The following is a 20,405-nucleotide window of genomic DNA, read 5'->3' on the forward strand; positions in this document are numbered from 1 at the left end:
ACTGTCCGATGGAAAGCTTAAGGGCCGCGTCGCTACTCGCTTCGGGTAATTCATCTCTCCATGAGCGACGACGGTTACGACCACGCGACGGTCGAACGACGCTGGCAGGAGGCGTGGGACGACGCCTCCGTGTACCGGACGCCCGACGACGCCGAGGACCCGACGTACGTGCTCGGGATGTACCCGTACCCGTCGGGACAGTTGCACATGGGCCACGTCCGCAACTACACCATCACCGACGCGTACGCCCGCTATCGCCGGATGCGCGGCGACGAGGTGCTCCACCCGATGGGGTGGGACGCCTTCGGCCTCCCTGCCGAGAACGCCGCCAAGGAACGCGACTCGAACCCCGCCGACTGGACGTTCGACTGCATCGACACGATGAAAGGCCAGATGGAGGCGATGGGGTTCGGCTACGACTGGGACCGCGAGATAGCCACCTGCGTCCCCGAGTACTACCGCTGGAACCAGTGGCTGTTCGCCCAGTTCCGCGAGGAAGGTCTGGTCGAGCGCAAGGCGGCGGACATCAACTGGTGTCCCTCCTGCGAGACGGTGCTGGCGGACGAACAGGTCGAAGGCGACGCCGAACTCTGCTGGCGCTGTGACACGCCCGTCGAACAGCGGGAACTGGAGCAGTGGTTCCTGAAGATAACCGAGTACGCCGACGAGTTGGTCGACGACATCGACCGTCTGGAGGGGTGGCCCGACTCGGTGCGGCAGATGCAACGCAACTGGATCGGCCGCCAGCACGGCGCCCGCGTCGAGTTCGACGTGTCGGGCCACGGTCCGGTGGAGGCGTTCACCACCCGGCTGGACACCATCTTCGGCGCGACGTTCTTCGCGCTCGCGCCGGACCACCCCATCGCCGAACAGTTGGCCGAGGAAGACGACGCCGTCCGCGAGTTCATCGACCACGAAGCCGACCCGGACGGCGACGAGCCGAACGGCGTCGAGACGGCCCTGACGGCCACGAACCCCGCGACGGGCGAGGAGGTGCCGGTGTTCGTCGCCGACTTCGTGCTGTCGGACGTGGGGACGGGCGCGCTGATGGGCGTGCCCGGCCACGACGACCGCGACCACGTCTTCGCGGAGAAGATGGGCGTCGACATCGACCCCGTCGTCGCGCCGAGCGAGGACGAGGTGCCGGACGTGAGCGAGGGTGCGTTCACCGAGGACGGCGTCCTGGTGAACAGCGGCGACTACTCCGGACTCGCCAGCGAGGCGGCCCGCGAGCAGTTGGAGGCCGATATCCCCTCCGCCGAACACCACGTCCAGTACCGCCTGCGCGACTGGCTCATCTCGCGCCAGCGCTACTGGGGGACCCCGATTCCGGTCGTCAACTGCCCGGACTGCGGCGCCGTGACGGTACCCGACGACGAACTGCCCGTCGAACTGCCGGAGTTCATCAACACGACGGGCAACCCGCTGGAGGCCGCAGAGGAGTGGCAGGAGACGACCTGCCCCGACTGCGGCGGGCCGGCCACCCGCGAGACGGACACGATGGACACGTTCATGGACTCGTCGTGGTACTTCCTGCGGTACGTCTCGCCCGACGACACCGACGCGCCGTTCGACGTCGACCGGGCCAACGACTGGATGCCCGTCGACCAGTACGTCGGCGGCATCGAGCACGCCGTGATGCATCTGCTGTACTCGCGGTTCGTCACGAAGGCCATCGCCGACCTGGAGATGCTGGAGCACCGCGAGCCGTTCGAGAACCTGCTCGCACAGGGGATGGTCCAGTTAGACGGCGAAGCCATGTCCAAATCGAAGGGGAACGTCGTCTCGCCACAGGCCATCGTCGAGGAGTACGGCGCCGACACCGCGCGGCTGTTCATGATGGAGGCCGCCCAGCCGGAACGCGACTTCGACTGGTCCGACCAGGGAGTCCGCTCGACGCGGGCGTTTCTGGACCGGCTGTACGACCTGGTGGCGGCGTTCGACCCCGCGACGGCCGACGGCGACGACGACAGCGTCGCCGCGTACGTCCGCGACGAGACGGCCGCCGCGGCCGCCGTCGCCCGCGAGGAGTACGAGTCGCTGACGTTCAACGTCGCGCTCCGGGAGGCCCAGGGGCTGGCGAAGACGCTCCGGCAGTACCGCGAGTACGCCGACGAACCCCACGCCGAGACGTTCGAGCGCGGACTGGAGACGGTCGTGAAACTGCTCGCGCCGGTCGCGCCCCACGTCTGCGAGGAACTGTGGGAGGAACTCGACGGCGAGGGGTTCGTCGTCGACGCCGCCTGGCCCGACGCCGAGGTGGACCGCGAGACGGCCGAGAAGCGCCGACGGCTCGTCGAGAACACCCAGGAAGACGTCCGCGACATCACCAGCGTCGCCGGCATCGAGAACCCCGAGACCATCGACATCGTCGTCACGCCCGACTGGAAGTACCGGGCGCTGGAGGTGGCCGTCGAGTCGGACGCGGACAACCTCATCTCCGAGATAATGCAGGAGCCCGAAATCCGCGAGCAGGGCGACGACGCCGCCGACTACGGGCAGGACCTGCAGGCCGAGCGCGAGGCGCTGTCGCTGACCCTGCCGCCGGACCAGGAGCGGGCGGCGCTCGACCGCGCCGCGTGGTTACTGGAGCGGGAGTTCGACGCCGAGGTGCGGGTGCTGTCGCCCGACGAGGCCGACGAGAGCGTCGTCCGGAAGGCCGAACCCGGCCGCCCGGCCATCGACATCCACGAGTGAGCCGGGGGCTTTCGCCCGGATAGAAGACTGCGAAAATTAATGTAGGACGTGGGAGAAACGGGCGTAGATGCTCGACGTCTCCACCGGGGAGATAACCGAGGGCGGCCTCGTCCGGTCGATGCTCCTGCTGGCGGTGCCGCTGGTCGCCCAGGGGTTCGTCCGGGTCGCCGAGCAGGTGGTCGACCTGTTCTGGCTGGGGCGGCTGAGCGCCGACGCCGTCGCCGGGGTGGGGCTGGCGATGCCCGTCTGGTCGGTGGTGGTCGCGCTCGTGTTCTTCGCGCCGATGGTGGGGACGCAGGTGGTCGTCTCACAGCGCATCGGTAGCGAGAACGGTCGGGGGGCGCGCCGCGCGGCGTTCAACGGCGTCCTCGTGGCGGGCGGCGTCGCCGTCGTCTGCGGCGCGGCCGGCTACGTGGCGGCCGGCCCCGCGGTCGAACTGCTGGCGAGCCTCGACCCGTCGACGAGCGGCGGCGTCGACCTCCGGGACACCGCCACCACCTACCTCCGGGTGTTGCTCCTGGGGATGAGCCTCGCGGCGGTGTCGGACGTCATCGAGAACGTCTACATCGCCCACGGCGACTCGACGGCGTCGCTGTACATGAACGTCATCACGGTGGTCGTGAACCTCGCGCTCGACCCGTTCCTCATCTTCGGCATCGGCCCGTTCCCGCGGCTGGAGGTGCAGGGCGCGGCGCTGGCGACGGTCACCGGCTGGACCGCGGGGCTGGCGCTCGGCGCGGGCATCGCGCTCGCGCGTCGCGGGGGCCTGTTCTCGCGGGCGGCGGCCGTCGTCTCGCTCGCCGACGCGCGCGAACTCCTGACGGTCGGGCTCCCGACCGCGGGCCAGCAACTCGCGCGACAGGTCGCCCGCTTCGCCGTCGTCGTCGTGGTGTTCGTCGCCGGCGGCGGCGCCGGCATCGCCGCCTACTACGTCGGTGCCCGGGTCGCGACGGTGGCGTTCACGCCCGCCATCAGTTTCCAGCAGGCCGTCCAGAGCGTCGTCGGGCAGAACCTCGGCGCGGGCAACCCCGCGCGGGCGAACCGGGCGACGTGGACCGCGACGGGCCTTGCGGTCGGGGCGCTGACGGTGCTCGGCGCGCTCCAGTGGCTCGTCCCCGGAACCATCGTCGCGGTCATCGCGCCCGAGTTGACGGGTGCGGCGGCGGAACTCACCGTCGACTACCTCACCGTCCTCGCGTACGGCTACCCGGCCATCGGCGCCGCCTACCTGCTTGAGGCGGGGTTCAACGGCGCCCGCCGGACCCGGGTGTCGTTCGCCGCCACCCTGCTCCAGTTCTACGCCGTTCGACTGCCCATCGCGCTCGGGGGCGTCCTGCTCCTGGGCGTCGGCGTCCACGCGGTGTTCTGGGCGGTCACGATATCGAACGTCGTCGTCGCGGTCGGCCTCGCGGCGTACTACTACCACTCCGTCGACGACGGGATGCTCTCGCGGGCGGTGGAGGCGGCGGCCGCCGACTGACGGGCGGCCGCGGCCCGAAGGGCAACCCCTTTGACGGAGAAGGCCCCGAGAACGCGTAGTGGCAACGGGGAAACACGCCGTCAGCGAGGTGGTCCCGGAGTTCGCCGACGCGTTCTCGTTCGACGAGTTCAACCGGATGCAGTCGGCCGCGTTGCCGGCCGTCCTCGAGAGCGACGACAACGTCGTGGTGAGCGCGCCGACCGCCAGCGGCAAGACCGCGCTCGCGGAGTTGGCCATCTGCCGGACGCTCGATGCCGGCGGGACGGCCCTGTTTCTGGCACCGCTTCGCGCGCTCACGAACGAGAAGGAGAGCGAGTGGGAGCGGTTCGAAAAGCTCGGCTACTCGGTGTACGTCGTCACCGGTGAGCGCGATTTGAACCCGCGGCGCGCCGAGCGGGCGGACATCCTCGTGATGACGCCCGAGAAGGTGGACTCCGCGACTCGCAAGCACGACTCGCCGCGTTACGCGTTCATCAAGCAGGTCGACTGCTGTGTCATCGACGAGGTCCACCTGCTCGATTCCGACAAGCGCGGCTCCGTCCTGGAGGTGACGGTGTCGCGGCTCCGCCGACTCTGTGACCCGCGGGTCGTCGCGCTGTCCGCGACGATGCCGAACGTCGAGGACGTCGCCGACTGGCTCGACGCCCCCGACGACTGCACGTTCCAGTTCGGCGACGACTACCGGCCCGTCCCGCTTCACGCGGGCGTCGAGACGTACGCCCACGGCGAGAACTCCTTCGCCGACAAGTACCGGCGGCTGTACCGGGCGCTCGATTTGGCACAACCGCACATCGAGGACGGCGGGCAGGCGCTCACCTTCGTCGCCTCGCGGCAGGACACCGTCCGCGCCGCCGAGAAGGCCCGCGACGTCATCGCCGAACGGGACATCGACATCGGCGCCCGCGGCGACTACGACCTGCACACGGCCGCACAGGACCTCCGGAACGACACGCTCCGCCAGTCGGTGGTCGACGGCGTCGCCTTCCACCACGCCGGCCTCTCCCGGGAGGACAAGAACGCCGTCGAGGAGTGGTTCAAGGAGGGGCAGATACAGCTCCTGTTCTCGACGTCGACGCTCGCGTGGGGCGTGAACCTCCCCGCGCGTTGTGTCGTCATCCGGGACACGAAGCTCCACGACCCCCTCGAAGGCGAGGTGGACATGAGCCCGCTCGACGTGCTCCAGATGCTCGGCCGCGCGGGCCGGCCGGGCTACGACGACCAGGGGTACGCGTGGGTGGTCTGTGACGGCGAGGACGCCGACAAGTACCGGACGCTCCTGCAGGAGGGCAAGGAGATAGAGAGCCGACTGGCCGACGACCTCGCGTCGCATCTCAACGCCGAAATCGCGCTGGGGACCATCCGCGATTTGGACGACGTGATGGACTGGCTGGAGACCACCTTCTACTACGTCCGGGCGGGGTCGGCCCCGGACCAGTACCACTCCGGCGGCCGCCTCCGCGAGCACGTCCGCGAGACGCTGTCGGACCTCGTCGACGGCGGCTTCGTCGAGACGGACGCCGACCTCGGCGTCGAGGGGACGCCGCTGGGTCGCCTCGCCTCGAAGTTCTACCTGCGACTGGAGACGGCGGAGGCGTTCAAGTCGCTGGCCGACCGCGCGGCCGAGGACGGCCTCGACGAGGCCGCCGTCCTCCGGGCCGTCGCGGACAGCGCCGAGTTCGACAGCGTGAGCGCGCGCCGCGACGAGCGGGACGCGGTTCGAGCGGTGCTCGATGGGGAAGCAGAGGAACTCGAACCGGGCAACCGGAAGGTACTCGCCATCCTCCGGGCGTCGATGGAGGGGACGACGCCCTCTGAACTCCAGTCGGACGCGTGGGTCATCAGACAGAACGCCCTGCGTCTGTTGGCGGCGCTCCGCTCGTTCCTCGAACGGTTCGCGGGCGGGCGGGCCGCCAACGTCGCCCGCCGGGCCGAGGCCCGCGTCGAGAACGGCATCTCCTCGCAGGCGGTCGGACTGACCGCCATCGACGGCGTCGGGAAGGGCCGGGCACAGAAACTCGCCACGGAGGGGCTGACGACGCCCGCCGACGTGGTGGAGGCGGGCGTCGACGGCCTCGTCGACGCCGGCCTCTCCGAGGGGCTCGCGGAGCGAGTCGTCGAGCACGCGAGCGACCTCCCGGCCGTCACGTTCGACTGGGGTGAGTTCCCCGACTCCATCGCGCGTGGCGACAACGAGATGTGCGAGGTGCGCGTCTCGAACGCGGGCGGTGGCGCCAGCGCCGAGATACGGGTGACGGTCAACGGCGTCGAGATGACGACCGAGTCGCGGTATCTCGGCGAGGCGACGCTTCCGGTGGGCGTGTTCGGGGGCTCGCCCGACGAACTGGAGTTCCGGACGGAGGTAGCCTTCGCCGACCTGCCGCTCCGGCCCGTCTCGGCGACGCGGACCGTCCGGGTCGAGTAGGTCGTCTGCGGGGGCTTTTTCTCGCCCGCCGGTGGAGTGGGCGCATGGACGAGATCGCGTTCGGCACCGACGGCTGGCGGGCCACGCTCGACACGTTCACCGACGAGCGCGTGCGGGTCGTCGGCCAGGCGGTCGCCGACTACCTGCGCGAGGAGGGGTTCGAGGGGGAGACGGTCGCGGTGGGGTACGACGCCCGCGGGACCTCTCGCGGGTTCGCCGAACAGCTGTGCCGGGTGCTGTGTGCAAACGGGTTCGACGCGCTCCTGCCGGAGCGGGACACCCCGACGCCCGTGGTCGCGTGGACCGTCACCGACCGCGAGTTGGCGGGCGCGCTGATGATAACCGCGAGCCACAACCCGCCCGAGTACAACGGCGTGAAGTTCGTGCCCGCGGACGGCACGCCCGCGCTCCCGGAGGCGACCGAGCGCATCGAGGCGAACCTCCGACGGCCGGACCCCCTTCCCGAATCCGAGCACGGCACCGTCACCGAGACGGACCTGCTCGGCCCGTACGTCGACCACGCGCTATCGTTCGTCGGGAGCGTGACGCCCGGCGACGAAGTGGACCTCTCGGGGCTGACCGTCGCCTACGACGCGATGCACGGCTCCGGCCGCGGCGTCACCGACCGCCTGCTGGAGGCGGCGGGCGCGGACGTGGTGCGCCTGCGCACCGACCGGGACCCGACGTTCGGCGGGAGCCACCCCGAGCCGTCGGGCGAGCGACTGGCCGACCTCGTCGAGCGGGTCGAGACGGGCGAGGCGGACCTCGGGGTGGCCAACGACGGCGACGCCGACCGAATCGGCGTCGTCACGCCCGAGCGGGGGTACGTCGACCCGAACCTCTACTTCGCCGCGACGTACGAGTTCCTGCTCGAGTCGGACGCGGTCGCTGGCGGAGCCAGCGCGGACGCGGTCCGCACCGTCTCGACGACGTTCCTCGTCGACCGGGTCGGCGAGGCACACGGCCAGTCGGTCCACGAAACGGCGGTCGGGTTCAAGTGGGTCGCCGAAGCGATGGGCGAACACGACGCTCTGCTGGGCGGCGAGGAGTCCGGCGGGTTCGGCGTCCGCGGCCACCTCCGCAACAAGGACGGCGTCCTGTTTGCCCTGCTTTCGGCGGCCGCCGAGACGGAGCAGTCGCTCGACGCCCGCCTCGATGCGGTCCGCGAGCAGTACGGCGACGTGGTGCAGGACCGGGTGAGCGTCGACTGCCCCGACGACCGGAAGGCGGCGGTGCTGGAGGCGCTCGAAGACGAGATACCCGACAGCGTGGCCGGAAGCGAGGTGGAGCGGGTGGCGACCGTCGACGGGTTCAAGCTCCTGCTTGCGGACGGCTCCTGGCTCCTCGTGCGCCCCTCGGGGACGGAGCCGAAGCTCCGCGTGTACGCCGAATCCTCCAGCCAGAAGCGCGTGAAGGCGCTGCTCGCGGAGGGGGAGGAGCTGGTCGAACCGCTGGTGTAGTCAGCGGCGCACGCCCCTGAACCGTCCGTCCTCGACTCGCTCGAGGTCGAAATCGAGGGATTCGTAGAACGGCCGAACGCGGGCGTCGAACTCCGCGACCAGCGGCGTCCACCGCTCGTCGGCCGCCTCCACGAGCGCGGTGCCGATACCCTGCCCCCGGCGGCGGGGGCGGACGGCGACGGCCTCGATGTCGCCCCGCTGGTCGCGGCCGGCGGCGTGCGAGGCGAGTGCGCCGACCACCTGGTCGTCCTCGGAGACGGCGACGAGCAGTTCCGCCCGGTGGAAGTCGGGGACCTGCAACATGGCCACGTCGAAGATGGAGCGGGCCGCGAGGTGGTCGTCGGTCGTGGCCTCGCGGACGTGCATACCGGCGCGTTCGACGGTCGCCGTGATAACCTCGGCGTTCGCCGGCCCACTTGCCGTGTTCTGCGACCCGCCGACTCAACCGTTTACACGGGGGCGCGTGAACCGGGCGGGCGTGCGCCTCCCGCCGCTCCCGAGTACCCTGCTCCTCGGGGGGCTGTTTCTCGCACTCGGCGTCGCGCTCTGGGTCCGGCCGGGGCTCGCTACGGCCCCGCTCGGCGACGCGGCCGGGGCGAGCGGCGGCCGGCGCTACTGGGGCAGGGGGGTCGCGGTCGCGTGGCTACTGCTCGGCGCTCTGTTCGGGTGCATCGGTGTCTGGACCGTGCTGTACGCCTGAGTTACCCGCCTTTCACGAGACGGAGCACCTGCAGGTCGTCGGTCTCGACGGGCGCGTCCTCCGGGACGGGCGAGCCGTCGACCAGCACCGACGCCTCGTGGGGCGAGAAGTCGAGTTCGCGGAGCACGTCGCCGTATGTGGCGTCGTCGGGCAGGTCGCGCTCCTCGGTCCCCTCCCCGACCACCTCGCAGGTCACGCGCATGGGCAGGGTAGCGGGCGACGCGCCAAGAGCCTCACGAGTCAGAGGGAGGTGAGCCCGCCGGGATGCTCGCGGAGCACCTCGTACGCCGACCGGAGGCCGAGGACGACGGTGCCGAGCCCCGCCAGCAGGACGGCCGCGCGGAACGCGTCGCCCACGACGGGCAGGCGGACGAGGACCCCCACGACGAGCAGGCCGACGAGGAGCGAGGGCCATTTGTCGTCGCGGTCGACGAACGACAGCAGCCACGAGCCGACGGCGAACCGCCCGAGGACGGCGCCGGCCCAGCAACAGACGAACAGGACGGCGGCGGCCGCGAGCGCCAGCGGAACACCGACCAGCGTGAGCGCGGTGACGGCGACGACGAGCAGGCCACCGACCAGCCCAGCCAGTCCGGCGGCGGTCGTGCGGAGCGGTTCGACCGCGACGGTGTTGGCGGCGGCCCACGAGAACCGCGGGAACACGAGCAGGAGCAACGCCCCGAGTGCGGCGTTGGCGGCGAACCAGTAGGCGGAGACGAGCGGGCCGGGAATCGGCACCGAGGGGACGAGCGCAAGGTCGCCCACGCCGCGTACGTCGCCGCGGACGGTCCCGCCCTCGTCGGATAGTTGTCCGTCGTAGTTGAGGTCGCCGCGGACGTCGGCGTCGGCGCCCAGCGTCACCGTCCCCGCGACGACGGTGGCGTCACCGAGGACCGTGCCCTCGATGCTGACCGCGCCCGCGACGGCGCCGAACGACCGCTCGACGCGGGCCGTCTCGCCCACCCGGACGCTCCCGCCGTACGCGAGTGCGGTCCCCTCGACGGTGCCGTCGACGACGACGGTGCCGCCGCTGGCCCGGAGACGGCCGGTGACGCGACCGCCCTCCGCGATGTGGACGCGGCCGCCGTACGCTTCGAGGTCGCCCTCGACGGTGCCGCGCACGACGACCACGCCGCCGGTCGCGGTGAACCCGTCGACCGTCTCGCCGGACTCGACGACGACGCTGGGGCCGGTCCGGGAGTCGGCGGCGACCGGGGCGGGGACCGTTGCGAGAACGACGAGCGCCAGCAAGAGGAGCGCGAGCGGCGAACGGGACATGTCGGCGCGGTGAACCGCCTGTGATAAGTGCTTTGTCCGAACGGTCGGGAGTGCCGACCGGATTCGGGGCGCTCAGACCGGTCGGATGGCCGGCGTCGGCCCCTCGCCCTCGCTGGCGTCGCGCTGGCGCCAGCCGTTCGCGACAACGGCGAGCGCGCCGATGCCCAGCAGGGCGACGAGCAGTTCGACCAGCCCACCGAGCACGGGGACGAGGCCGACGACGAACACCGCGCCGAACCCGAGCAGGAGCGTCGCCGCCCGCCCCTCCTGGCCGAGGGCGTCGGCCAGCCAGGCACCGACCGCAAGGCGGCCGTACAGCGACCCGAGCCACGCGAACAGACCGAACAGGACGGCACCGACCAGCGCCAGCGGGATGCCGACGATGGTGACGACGAGCAGCAGCGCGACGACGGGCGCGACGACTACCAGGAACAGGCCGACGCCGCCCGACGCGAGCGGTTCGCCGACGGCGCGGTCGGTCACCCGGTCGGAGAACCGGGGCGCGCCGTACAGCAGGACTGCGCCGACGACGAGGCCGACGACCAGCCCCCACACGTCGAACACGACGCCGGGCACCTCGGGGACGACGCTCACGTCGCCCACGATGGCGTCGTCGGCGACGATGCTCCCCTCGACGGCGCCGCGGTTGCCCGACAGCGCCGCGTCGGGGTCGTACCGCAGGTCGCCCGCGATACGGGCATCCGGGCCGAGCACGATGTCGCCGGCGCCCGCGGTGACGCTCCCGAGGACGGTGCCGTCGACGACGAGCGACCCGGCGGCGACCTGTACGTCGCCCTCGACGGTGCCGGTGTCCGCGAGCGTGACGCTCCCGGCCGCGAGTTCGACGTTCCCGGTGACGGTGCCGTAGACGACGACGCTCCCGGCGACGCCGCTCAGGTCGCCGTCGACGGTGCCGCGCACGACGACCGACCCGCCGACCGCCTCGACGTCGCCGACGGTCTGGCCCTCGGGGACGACGATGGACCCGCCGAACCGGGGGTCGGCCGCGGCGGTGCCCGCGAACGATGCGACGAGCAGGACGAGCGCCGCGAGAACCGCGACGCGTCGGCGTGGGGAGAGCATAACAGTACGACTACGACGTATCGGACCATAAACACGTAGGGAGGCGTGCGAACACGCGACGGGCGGCCGTCGCGACGGGTGGTCTCGGGGGGTTTATGCCCGGGCGGGGCCGACCCGAAGATATGAGCGAGGCCGCCGAGGACGCCGACACGGAGCGGGGGCGGGAGGTCTGGATAGAGAAGTACCGCCCGCAGACGCTCGACGAGGTGGCGGGCCACGAGAACATCACCGAGCGCCTGAAGTCGTACATCGAGCGCGACGACCTGCCGCACCTGCTGTTTGCGGGGCCCGCAGGTGTCGGGAAATGTGTGACCGGCGAGACGCCCGTGCTGACGAACCGCGGCGTCGAACCCATCGGCGACGTCGTCGGCGAGACCGAGGGGTTCGACACGCCCGACGACGGACTGGAGGTGCTGACGTTCGCCGACGACGGCTCGTTCGAGTACGTGGAGCCGTCGCACGTGTTCGGGAAGCGCGCGGAGAACCTCGTTCGGGTCACCACCCGGGACGGCAACGACCTGACGGTGACCCCGGAGCACAAGCTCCTGACCGTCGGGCACGACGGCCTCTCGTGGGAGCCGGCCGGCGAGCTAGACGCCGGCAGGCGCGTCGTACGCCCCCGCAGTGCGCCGCTTCCCGAGGGCGACGACAGTCTGAACTGGGTCGACGCGATGGACGGCGACCGGACGTTCGTCCACGTCACGGACGAGTTCGCCCGAAGCCACGGGATTCCGGCCGAGGAGAACTACGTCGGCAAGAAGAAGCGGGTCGTTGCGGGCCTTCGACGCGGTGAGGACGAGGAGACCATCGCGGCGGCCGCCGACACGCCCGTCGAGACGGTCCGGGACTACCGTCGCACGCTCGACTGCCGGGTCGACGAGCCGAGTACGGTCTGCTCGCTGTCGTACCTCCGCGAGCTCGACGTCGCCCGGGAGGAACTGGAGACGCACGTCACGGCGATTCAGTACGTCAATCGGAACAACCGCCGGTCGGAACCGATACCGCCGGTGTGGGAACTCACGCCCGAGCTCGCGGCGTTCGTCGGACTGTCGGTGAGCGAAGCCCGACTCGACGGCGGGCGAGTGAAGTTCTACAACACCGACGACGAACTGCTCGACCGGTTCGAGCACGTGACCGAGGCGCTGTTCGGCCTCGACGTCCGGCAGGGCGAACAGAACGGCGTGAGCTATCGAGCAGTCGCCAGTCGGTCGCTGACGCAGTTCCTCGAAGCCACGGTCGACGTCTTCGACGGGGCGACCGGCGGGAACGGCATCGGTTCGGCGCTCGTCCGTGCCGACGCAGAGAGCCGGCGGGCGTTCCTCAGGGCCGTCTTCGACGCCGAGGGGCACGTGACGGAGAACGGTATCGTCGAACTGACACAGAAGAACGAGCGGCTGATTACGCTCGTGTCGTATCTGCTCTCCGGGTTCGGGGTTCCCAGCCGGCGCAAACGACAGCAAAAAGCGGCCACGAACGGGACGGGGACCGAGCGGGAGTACCACACCCTGTACGTCTCCAGCGCACGTCACCTCGAACAGTTCCGAGAGCACGTCGGGTTCACCCTCGACGAGAAGGCCGAACGGCTGGCGACGAACGCGACGCGGGACCCGAACCCGAACGACGATACGGTGCCGACGCAGGCGGCCGTCGACACGCTGTGTGAGGAACTGTATCTGACGAAATCCGACTACGTTCCCGACTCGTTGAACCCGGAATCGCCCGGCAGGGAGTCGTACCTCGACCGCGTCGACGAACTCGTCGACGCCGCGACGGCACGGATCGACGACGCGCAAGCGGTGCTCGAACGACTCGACCGCCTTCGCGCCGACATCGACGCCGCGACGGCGGTGCCGGCGACGTGGGCGGGCGAACGGGGGAAGCTCGAACCCATCGACACGCGACGGGAACTCGAAGCCGAAACCGGGGTCCGTTCGGACCGTCTCCTCGAATACGCCGACGGCCGCAGAACGCCGGGGACCGAGCGGGCGCTCGAACTGTTAGAGAGCATCGACGGAACGGCCACCGACACCGACCTTGGTCGGGTCCGCCGGACGCTCACCGACTGCATCGAGACGCTCGGTGTCCCGTACAACCACGTCGCCGACGAGACGGAGATGCGTGGAACCGAGGTCATCAATCTGCTCGACGGTGGCAACGACCTCGCGTCGCTCACCCGGTTCCGAACGGTCGCGGACCGTGTCCGGTCGGTCGCGGCCGGGATGCTCTCGGAGACGGTGCTCGACGCGCTCTCGGAACTCGACACGCTCGTCGGGAGCGACCTCTACTTCGACGAGGTCGAATCGGTCGAACGGGTGGACGAACCGGAGCGAGTGTACGACCTCACGGTCCCCGGAACCCGGAACTACGTCGCCGGTCGGGTTCCGACGGTGATGCACAACACGACCTGCGCCGTGGCCATCGCCCGCGAACTGTACGGCGACGACTGGCGGGAGAACTTCCTCGAGTTGAACGCTTCCGACCAGCGCGGCATCGACGTGGTGCGGGACCGCATCAAGAACTTCGCGCGCTCGTCGTTCGGCGGCCACGACTACCGCATCATCTTCCTCGACGAGGCGGACGCGCTCACCTCTGACGCCCAGTCCGCGCTCCGGCGGACGATGGAGCAGTTCTCGAACAACACCCGGTTCATCCTCTCGTGTAACTACTCCTCGCAGATCATCGACCCCATCCAGTCGCGGTGTGCCGTGTTCCGGTTCTCGCCGCTCGCGGACGAGGCCGTCGAGGAGCAGGTCCGCGAGATAGCCGCCACGGAGGGCATCGACGTGACCGACGACGGCGTCGACGCGCTCGTCTACGCCGCGGACGGCGACATGCGGAAGGCCATCAACGGCCTGCAAGCGGCCGCGGTGATGGGCGACACCGTTGACGAGGAAGCGGTGTACGCCATTACCTCGACGGCCCGCCCCGAGGAGATAAAGGAGATGGTCGAACTCGCGCTGGACGGCGACTTCACGCAGTCGCGCTCGAAACTCGACACGCTGTTGACCGAGGTGGGCATCGCGGGCGGCGACGTCATCGACCAGCTCCACCGCTCCGTGTGGGAGTTCGACCTCTCGGAGCGGGAGGCGGTGCGGCTGATGGACCGCATCGGGGAGGCCGACTACCGCATCACGGCGGGCGCAAACGAGCAGGTGCAACTGGAGGCGTTGCTGGCGTCGCTAGCGTTAGACGAGGAGTAGGGGTTCGAGCGAAGCGAGAACCTCCAAATGCCGAACGGGAGCGACCGAAGGGAGCGACACGCGAGGCGTAGCGTGGCCGGCCGCAAGACCACGTCGTGACGAACAGCGACCGGAGGGAGCCGTGGCCGGCGGGGGTTACCCCGTCCGCACCTCGAAGGCCACGCCGCCGAGTTCGCTCTCGCCGATGGTCACCGCCCAGCCGTGTGCGTCGGCGATGGACCGGACGATGGGGAGGCCGAGCCCCGTCCCGGTGCCGGTGGTGTACCCCGACTCGAACACCGCTTCGCGTTCCTCCGGCGGGATGCCGGGACCGTCGTCGCCGACCCGGAAGCCGACGGCTTCGCCGTCCTCGTACAGGGGGGCGACCCGGACCGTCGGGTCGGGACCCGCGTGTTCGACGGCGTTCCGGAACAGGTTCTCCAGCAGGCGCAGGAGTGCGTCGGCGTCGGCGTTGACGTCCGGGAGCGGCCCGTCGATTCGGACCGTGTCGAGTTCGACCCCTCGGGCGGCCGTCTCGACCCGGGATTCGAGGTCGACCGGCGCCGTCTCGGCGGTCGCCGGTTCGCGGGCGAGCGTGAGCACGTCCTCGACGAGCGCGTCCATCCGGTCGAGCGACGCGGCGACGCGGTCGAGATGGCCGGTGTCGCCGGACTCCCGTGCGAGCTCCAGATAGCCGGTGGCGACGTTCAGCGGGTTCCTGAGGTCGTGGCTCAACACGGAAGCGAACTCCTCGAGTCGGTCGCGCTCGGCGACGAGTTCCTGTTCGGCGCGGAGGCGGGCCAGCGCCGCCGCGGCCTGCGTGACGAACAGTTCGAGCAGGTCGCGGTCCTGTTCGTCGAAGGCGCCGGGCTGGTCGGCGATGGCGGTCACGACGCCCCACTCGCCGAACGGGACGGACAGCGCCGACCGGTAGGCGTCGTCGTACGGCCGGGCGTCGTCGACGTCCGCGACGTCGTGGACGAGTATCGACTCGCCCTCCCGGTACGTGCGGCCGACGACGCCGACGTCGACCGGGACGGTCCGTTCGGGGCCGTCGGGGTCGGGAGCCAGCGGCGAGTCGCTGGAGGCGACCAGCCGCAGGGGGCCGTCGTCGCTGTCGGCGAGCAGGACGGTACAGACCTCGAACTCGAGGATGCGCTCGGCGGCGGTGACGAGCTGTCGGCACAGCTCCGTCTCCGTCTCGCAGGCGAGCAGTTCGGTCGTGCTGGCGTGGAGCCGCTCGATGATGCGGCGCTCCTCCCGGAGTCGTTGCTCGGTTCGCAGGCGGGTGACCGTCTCGGCGGCGTGCGACATCAGCAGTTCGACGAGTTCGCGGTCCCGCTCGTCGAACGCATCCGGTGACATGGAGGCGGCCTGGAACACGCCCACGTCGCCGAGCGGAACGGACAGTCCCGAGCGGTAGTCGGGGTCGACAGGTTTGGCGTCGCCGCTGTCCGTCAGGTCGTCGACGACCATCGACTCCCCCGACTGGTAGGTCCGGCCGGCCAGCCCCTCGTCGACGCGCATCTCCTCGGAGACCCCGTCGTCGGTGATGACGCCGGCGCTCGCCTTCGGCTGGAAGTACGTCTCGCCGGCCTCGGCGACGTAGGCACCGTCGAGGTCGAGCACCCGCTCGGCCGCACTAACCGCGAGGCGGTACACCTCCTCGGGGTCCTCGCAGGCGACGATGTCGCGGGTCACGTCCGGCAGACGGGCGGCCTTCGACGGCGCCGTCCGCCGTGCGGCCAACCGAATCTGGTCGCTCAGCGTCGCGTCGGTCGCGTCGGTCCGGACGAACCCCGCGGGCGAGCCGTCGACGTCGTCCAGCGCGTCGGCGACGATTACCGTCGGCCGGGCGTCGGGGGCCGCGCCGTTGGAGTCGGTGACGACACAGTCCGCCGTCGACGGGTCGTCGACGACGGTCAGCCCGTCGAGCGCGGCCACCCGTTCCCGGAGGGCGTCGTCGGTGACGTACACCCGCCGTGTCGTCCTTTGCGAGGCCGACACCTCCTCTGTCGGCATTCAACTGGACTCCCCCGGGAACCGACTTAAGCGTACGCTTCGTCTCGGCGAGCGAGACGCCATCGTCTGGCGAGGTAGCCGAGACGGTCGCCCGGCCGTGGGACCGCGATTCACCCGTTCGGAACCCTTTTAGACGCAGGTTGGCCAATTGGTGGTAATGAGCGATCTCGAGTCGGAGTACCAGCTCGAGTACTTCCACGAGAACGGCTTCACCCGACAGGAGTGCTCCGAGTGTGGTGCTGCGTTCTGGTCCCGCGACGCCGAGCGGGAGACGTGTGGGGAACCCCCCTGCGAGGAGTACGGCTTCATCGACGACCCCGGCTTCGACGAGGAACACACCTTAGAGGAGATGCGCGAGGCGTTCCTCTCCTTCTTCGAGGAGCACGGCCACGAGCGCATCGAACCGTATCCGGTGGCCGCGAACCGCTGGCGCGACGACGTGCTCCTGACGCAGGCCTCGATATACGACTTCCAGCCGCTCGTCACCTCCGGCAAGACGCCCCCGCCCGCGAACCCCCTCACCATCTCCCAGCCCTGCATCCGGATGCAGGACATCGACAACGTGGGGAAGACCGGACGCCACACGATGGCGTTCGAGATGATGGCCCACCACGCGTTCAACGCCCGCGAGGAGGTGGGCGACGAGTACGCCTACTCCGGGGAGGTGTACTGGAAGGACGAGACGGTCGAATACTGCGACGAACTGCTCGTCGAGATGGGCGCCGACCCCGAGGCCGTCACCTACATCGAGGACCCGTGGGTCGGCGGCGGCAACGCCGGACCCGCCATCGAGGTCATCTACAAGGGGCTGGAACTGGCGACGCTCGTCTTCATGTGCATGGAGCAGGACCCGGACGGCGAGTACGAACTCAAGGACGGGAACCGCTACTCCTACATGGACACGTACATCGTCGACACCGGCTACGGGCTGGAGCGGTGGACGTGGATGTCCCAGGGGACGCCGACCGTCTACGAGGCCGTCTACCCCGACATGATAGCGTTCCTGAAGGAGAACGCCGCCATCGACCTCTCGGCCGAGGAGGAGCGGCTCGTCCACCGGGCCGCGAAGCTCGCGGGCCACATGGACATCGACGAGGCCGAAGACATGGAGACGGCCCGCGACAACATCGCCGAGAAGCTCGACGTCTCCACGACGCGGCTCACCGGCCTGATGGAGCCGCTGGAGACCATCTACGCCATCTCGGACCACTGCCGCACGATGGCGTACATGTTCGGCGACGGCATCGTCCCCTCGAACGTCGGCACCGGCTACCTCGCGCGGATGGTGCTCCGGCGGACCAAACGGCTCGTCGACGACGTGGGCGTCGACGCGCCGCTGGACGAACTCGTCGACATGCAGGCCGAGCGGCTGGGCTACGAGAACCGCGACACCGTCCGCGACATCGTCCGCACCGAGGTGGAGAAGTACCGCGAGACGCTCGAGCGGGGCGGGCGCCGCGTCCGTCAGTTGGCCGACGAGTACGCGAGTTCCGGCGAGCCGATTCCGCTGGAGGAGGTCATCGAACTGTACGACTCCCACGGCATCCAGCCGGACACCGTCGAGGAGATAGCCCGCGAGAAGGGCGCCGACGTGGAGATTCCGGACGACTTCTACTCGCTGGTGGCGGCGCGCCACGGCGGCGAGCAGGCGTTCGAGGACGACGACCACCTCGAATCGGACGACGACCGCATCGCCGAGTTGCCCGACACCGAGAAGCTCTACTACGAGGACGCCGACCGCACCGAGTTCGAGGCGGTCGTGCTCGACGTCATCGAGCGCGACGACGCCTACGACGTGGTGCTCGACCAGACGATGTTCTACCCCGAGGGCGGGGGCCAGCCCGCCGACACGGGGACGCTCGCCACCGACGACGCCACCGTCGAGGTGACCGACGTACAGGAGATAGAGGGCGTCATCCTCCACCGTACCGACGAGAACCCCGGGAAAGGCGAGTTCGTCCGCGGGCAGATAGACGCCGGCCGACGCCGGCGGCTGATGCGTCACCACACCGCCACCCACATCATCGGACACGCGGCCCGCGAAGTCCTCGGTGAACACGTCCGGCAGGCGGGCGCTCAGAAGGGCACCGACTCCTCGCGGCTGGACGTGACCCACTACGACCGCATCTCCCGGGAGGACGTCAAGCGCATCGAGCGGGTCGCCAACGACATCGTGACGGACAACTTCGCGGTCAAACAGGAGTGGACCCACCGCAACGAGGCCCAGGAGCGCCACGGGTTCGACCTGTTCCAGGGCGGCATCCCGCCGGGCGAGGAGATACGGCTCATCCACGTCGCCGAGGACGTGCAGGCCTGTGCCGGGACGCACGTCGCCCGAACCGGCGACATCGGGACCATCAAGGTTCTGTCGACGGAGCGAGTGCAGGACGGCGTCGAGCGCATCACCTTCGCCGCCGGCGACGCGGCCGTCGAGGCCACCCAGCGCACCGAGGACGCGCTGTATCAGGCCGCGGAGACGCTCGACGTCTCCCCGCAGGAGGTGCCCGAGACGGCCGAGCGGTTCTTCGAGGAGTGGAAGGACCGCGGCAAGCGCATCGAGGAACTGAAGGAGCAACTGGCGGACGCCCGCGCCTCCGGCGGGGGCGGCGGCGAGGAGGTCGAGTTGGGCGAAGCGACGGCCGTCGTCCAGCGGCTCGACGCCGACATGGACGAACTCCGCGCGACCGCGAACGCCCTCGTCGAGGAGGGGAAGGTCGCGGTTCTCGGCTCCGGACTCGACGGTGCGACGTTCGTCGTCGCCGTCCCCGACGGCGTGCCGGTCAACGCGGGCGAGGTGGTGGGCGAACTCGCGCGCAAGGTCGGCGGCGGCGGCGGCGGCCCGCCCGACTTCGCGCAGGGCGGCGGCCCGGACGCCGACGAACTCGACGCGGCGCTGGAGGACGCGCCCGAGGTGCTCCGGGCGAAACTCGACGCCTAGAGCGCGTCGAGCAGGCGGTCGACGTCCTCGGCGGTGTTGAACGCGTGGACCGACGCGCGGACGTGCTCGCCGCCCGGAAGGCTTCTGACGTGGATGTCCCGCTCGGCGAGTCGGTCGACCGTCGCCTCCGGCTCCTCGGCGGTGAACGTCACGAGGCCGGACTCCGGCTCGGCGGGTGAGACGAGGCGCTCACCCAGCGCGTCAGCGAGCCGTTCCGCGAGACCGAGCACACGGTCGTGGACGGCGTCGGAGCCGAGTTCCCCGTGGACGGCGATGGCCTCCCGGAGCGCGGCGTACGGCGCCAGCGACTGGGTGCCGACCTCGAACCGGGAGGCGTCGGGATGATACGCGAACCCCTCGGTCGGGTGCTCTACCCCCCGGTAGCCGACGTGGCGCGGGCGCAACGATTCGACGACGTCGCCGTCGACGTAGAGGAAGCCCGCACCCCACACCCCCAGCAACCACTTGTGGCCCGCCGCGACGACGGCGTCGGCACCCCACCGTGTCACGTCAACGGGGTGGTGTCCGACTGACTGGACCGCGTCGACGAGCACGAACGCGCCGGCGTCGTGGGCGATGTCGACCGCGCGCTCGACGTCGAGGCGGGTGCCGTGGAGCCACGACAGCGACGACAGGCAGACGAACCGCACGCCGTCGACGGCCTCGCGGTACGCGTCGAAATCGAGATAGCCGCCGGGCGCGGGTACCTCCCGCACCTCGACGCCCATCTCGCGGAGGCGAGCGAACGGGAGGACGCCCGCCGGGTGTTCGAGGTCCGTGCGGACGACGGCGTCGCCCGCTTCCCAGTCGACGGCGTTGACGACCCGGGAGATGCCGTCGCCGGTGCTCCCGGCGAGCGCGATTTCGTCGGGCGCGGCGCCGAGCAGGTCCGCGACCGGCTCGCGGGTGGCGTCGTACGCGTCCCACGCGTGGGGGTACGGGTCGCCGTGGTGGGCGTCGACCTCGTGGCGTCGCTGTGCGTCGGCGGCCGCATCGAGGACGCGCGCCGGTGCGGGGCCGCTCGCGCCGGTGTTCAGATACGTCGCACCGTCGAGTGCTGGGATGTCCGCGCGGAGCTCCGTCGGGTCCATGTTCGAGAGAGGGAACCCGGCCACGTAACTCCCGCGACGGAACGTGAGGGGACCG

Annotated in this window: 13 protein-coding genes; 7 read left to right on the forward strand and 6 right to left on the reverse strand. The window is 70.4% G+C overall.

The window, feature by feature from the left end; all coding sequences use genetic code 11:
* Positions 1 to 60: 60 nt before the first annotated feature.
* The 4 genes from leuS (at position 61) to NL112_RS05290 (ending at position 8,059) form a co-directional block, all read left to right on the forward strand.
* Positions 61 to 2,697, forward strand: coding sequence for a leucine--tRNA ligase (gene leuS / locus NL112_RS05275; protein ID WP_255151582.1), 2,637 nt, complete (start codon positions 61 to 63; stop codon positions 2,695 to 2,697).
* Positions 2,698 to 2,764: 67 nt separating this feature from the next.
* Complete coding sequence (locus tag NL112_RS05280) at positions 2,765 to 4,177, forward strand: MATE family efflux transporter (RefSeq protein WP_255151583.1); 1,413 nt, start codon at positions 2,765 to 2,767, stop codon at positions 4,175 to 4,177.
* 58 nt (positions 4,178 to 4,235) lie between these two features.
* Complete coding sequence (locus NL112_RS05285; protein WP_255151584.1) at positions 4,236 to 6,599, forward strand: DEAD/DEAH box helicase; 2,364 nt, start codon at positions 4,236 to 4,238, stop codon at positions 6,597 to 6,599.
* A gap of 44 nt (positions 6,600 to 6,643) precedes the next feature.
* Positions 6,644 to 8,059, forward strand: coding sequence for a phosphoglucomutase/phosphomannomutase family protein (locus NL112_RS05290; RefSeq protein ID WP_255151585.1), 1,416 nt, complete (start codon positions 6,644 to 6,646; stop codon positions 8,057 to 8,059).
* On the opposite strand, the gene NL112_RS05295 is transcribed toward NL112_RS05290, so the two are convergent.
* Positions 8,060 to 8,425 carry a GNAT family N-acetyltransferase gene (locus tag NL112_RS05295; protein ID WP_255151586.1) on the reverse strand — a complete coding sequence of 122 codons (366 nt, stop codon included), beginning with the start codon at positions 8,423 to 8,425 and terminating at the stop codon, positions 8,060 to 8,062.
* A 112-nt stretch (positions 8,426 to 8,537) separates the two neighbouring features.
* Between NL112_RS05295 and NL112_RS05300 the strand changes: the two genes are divergently transcribed.
* A complete protein-coding gene (locus NL112_RS05300; RefSeq protein ID WP_255151587.1) occupies positions 8,538 to 8,759 on the forward strand; it encodes a hypothetical protein in 222 nt (73 codons plus the stop codon).
* Between the two features lies 1 nt (position 8,760).
* Here NL112_RS05300 and samp2 read toward each other — a convergent pair whose 3' ends face one another.
* The 3 genes from samp2 to NL112_RS05315 all read right to left on the reverse strand — a co-directional run bounded on the left by samp2 (position 8,761) and on the right by NL112_RS05315 (position 11,120).
* Positions 8,761 to 8,961, reverse strand: coding sequence for a ubiquitin-like small modifier protein SAMP2 (gene samp2 / locus NL112_RS05305; protein WP_255151588.1), 201 nt, complete (start codon positions 8,959 to 8,961; stop codon positions 8,761 to 8,763).
* A gap of 38 nt (positions 8,962 to 8,999) precedes the next feature.
* Entirely contained in the window at positions 9,000 to 10,037 is a 1,038-nt protein-coding gene (locus tag NL112_RS05310; protein ID WP_255151589.1) for a bactofilin family protein, read from the reverse strand.
* Between the two features lie 72 nt (positions 10,038 to 10,109).
* Positions 10,110 to 11,120, reverse strand: coding sequence for a bactofilin family protein (locus NL112_RS05315; RefSeq protein ID WP_255151590.1), 1,011 nt, complete (start codon positions 11,118 to 11,120; stop codon positions 10,110 to 10,112).
* 122 nt (positions 11,121 to 11,242) lie between these two features.
* On the opposite strand from NL112_RS05315, the gene NL112_RS05325 reads away from it, so the two are divergent.
* Positions 11,243 to 14,320 carry a replication factor C small subunit gene (locus NL112_RS05325; protein WP_350356151.1) on the forward strand — a complete coding sequence of 1,026 codons (3,078 nt, stop codon included), beginning with the start codon at positions 11,243 to 11,245 and terminating at the stop codon, positions 14,318 to 14,320.
* Between the two features lie 135 nt (positions 14,321 to 14,455).
* On the opposite strand, the gene NL112_RS05330 is transcribed toward NL112_RS05325, so the two are convergent.
* Positions 14,456 to 16,321 carry a sensor histidine kinase gene (locus NL112_RS05330; protein WP_255151591.1) on the reverse strand — a complete coding sequence of 622 codons (1,866 nt, stop codon included), beginning with the start codon at positions 16,319 to 16,321 and terminating at the stop codon, positions 14,456 to 14,458.
* Positions 16,322 to 16,478: 157 nt separating this feature from the next.
* Between NL112_RS05330 and alaS the strand changes: the two genes are divergently transcribed.
* Positions 16,479 to 19,259 carry an alanine--tRNA ligase gene (gene alaS, locus NL112_RS05335; RefSeq protein WP_255151592.1) on the forward strand — a complete coding sequence of 927 codons (2,781 nt, stop codon included), beginning with the start codon at positions 16,479 to 16,481 and terminating at the stop codon, positions 19,257 to 19,259.
* On the opposite strand, the gene NL112_RS05340 is transcribed toward alaS, so the two are convergent.
* Positions 19,256 to 20,350 carry an aminotransferase class V-fold PLP-dependent enzyme gene (locus NL112_RS05340; RefSeq protein WP_255151593.1) on the reverse strand — a complete coding sequence of 365 codons (1,095 nt, stop codon included), beginning with the start codon at positions 20,348 to 20,350 and terminating at the stop codon, positions 19,256 to 19,258. The two genes, alaS and NL112_RS05340, sit on opposite strands and share 4 nt — an antisense overlap.
* Positions 20,351 to 20,405 lie beyond the last annotated feature (55 nt).

Origin of the sequence: Halorarius halobius (genome assembly GCF_024298865.1) — an archaeon.
Classification (GTDB): Archaea; Halobacteriota; Halobacteria; order Halobacteriales; family Haloarculaceae; genus Halorarius; species Halorarius halobius.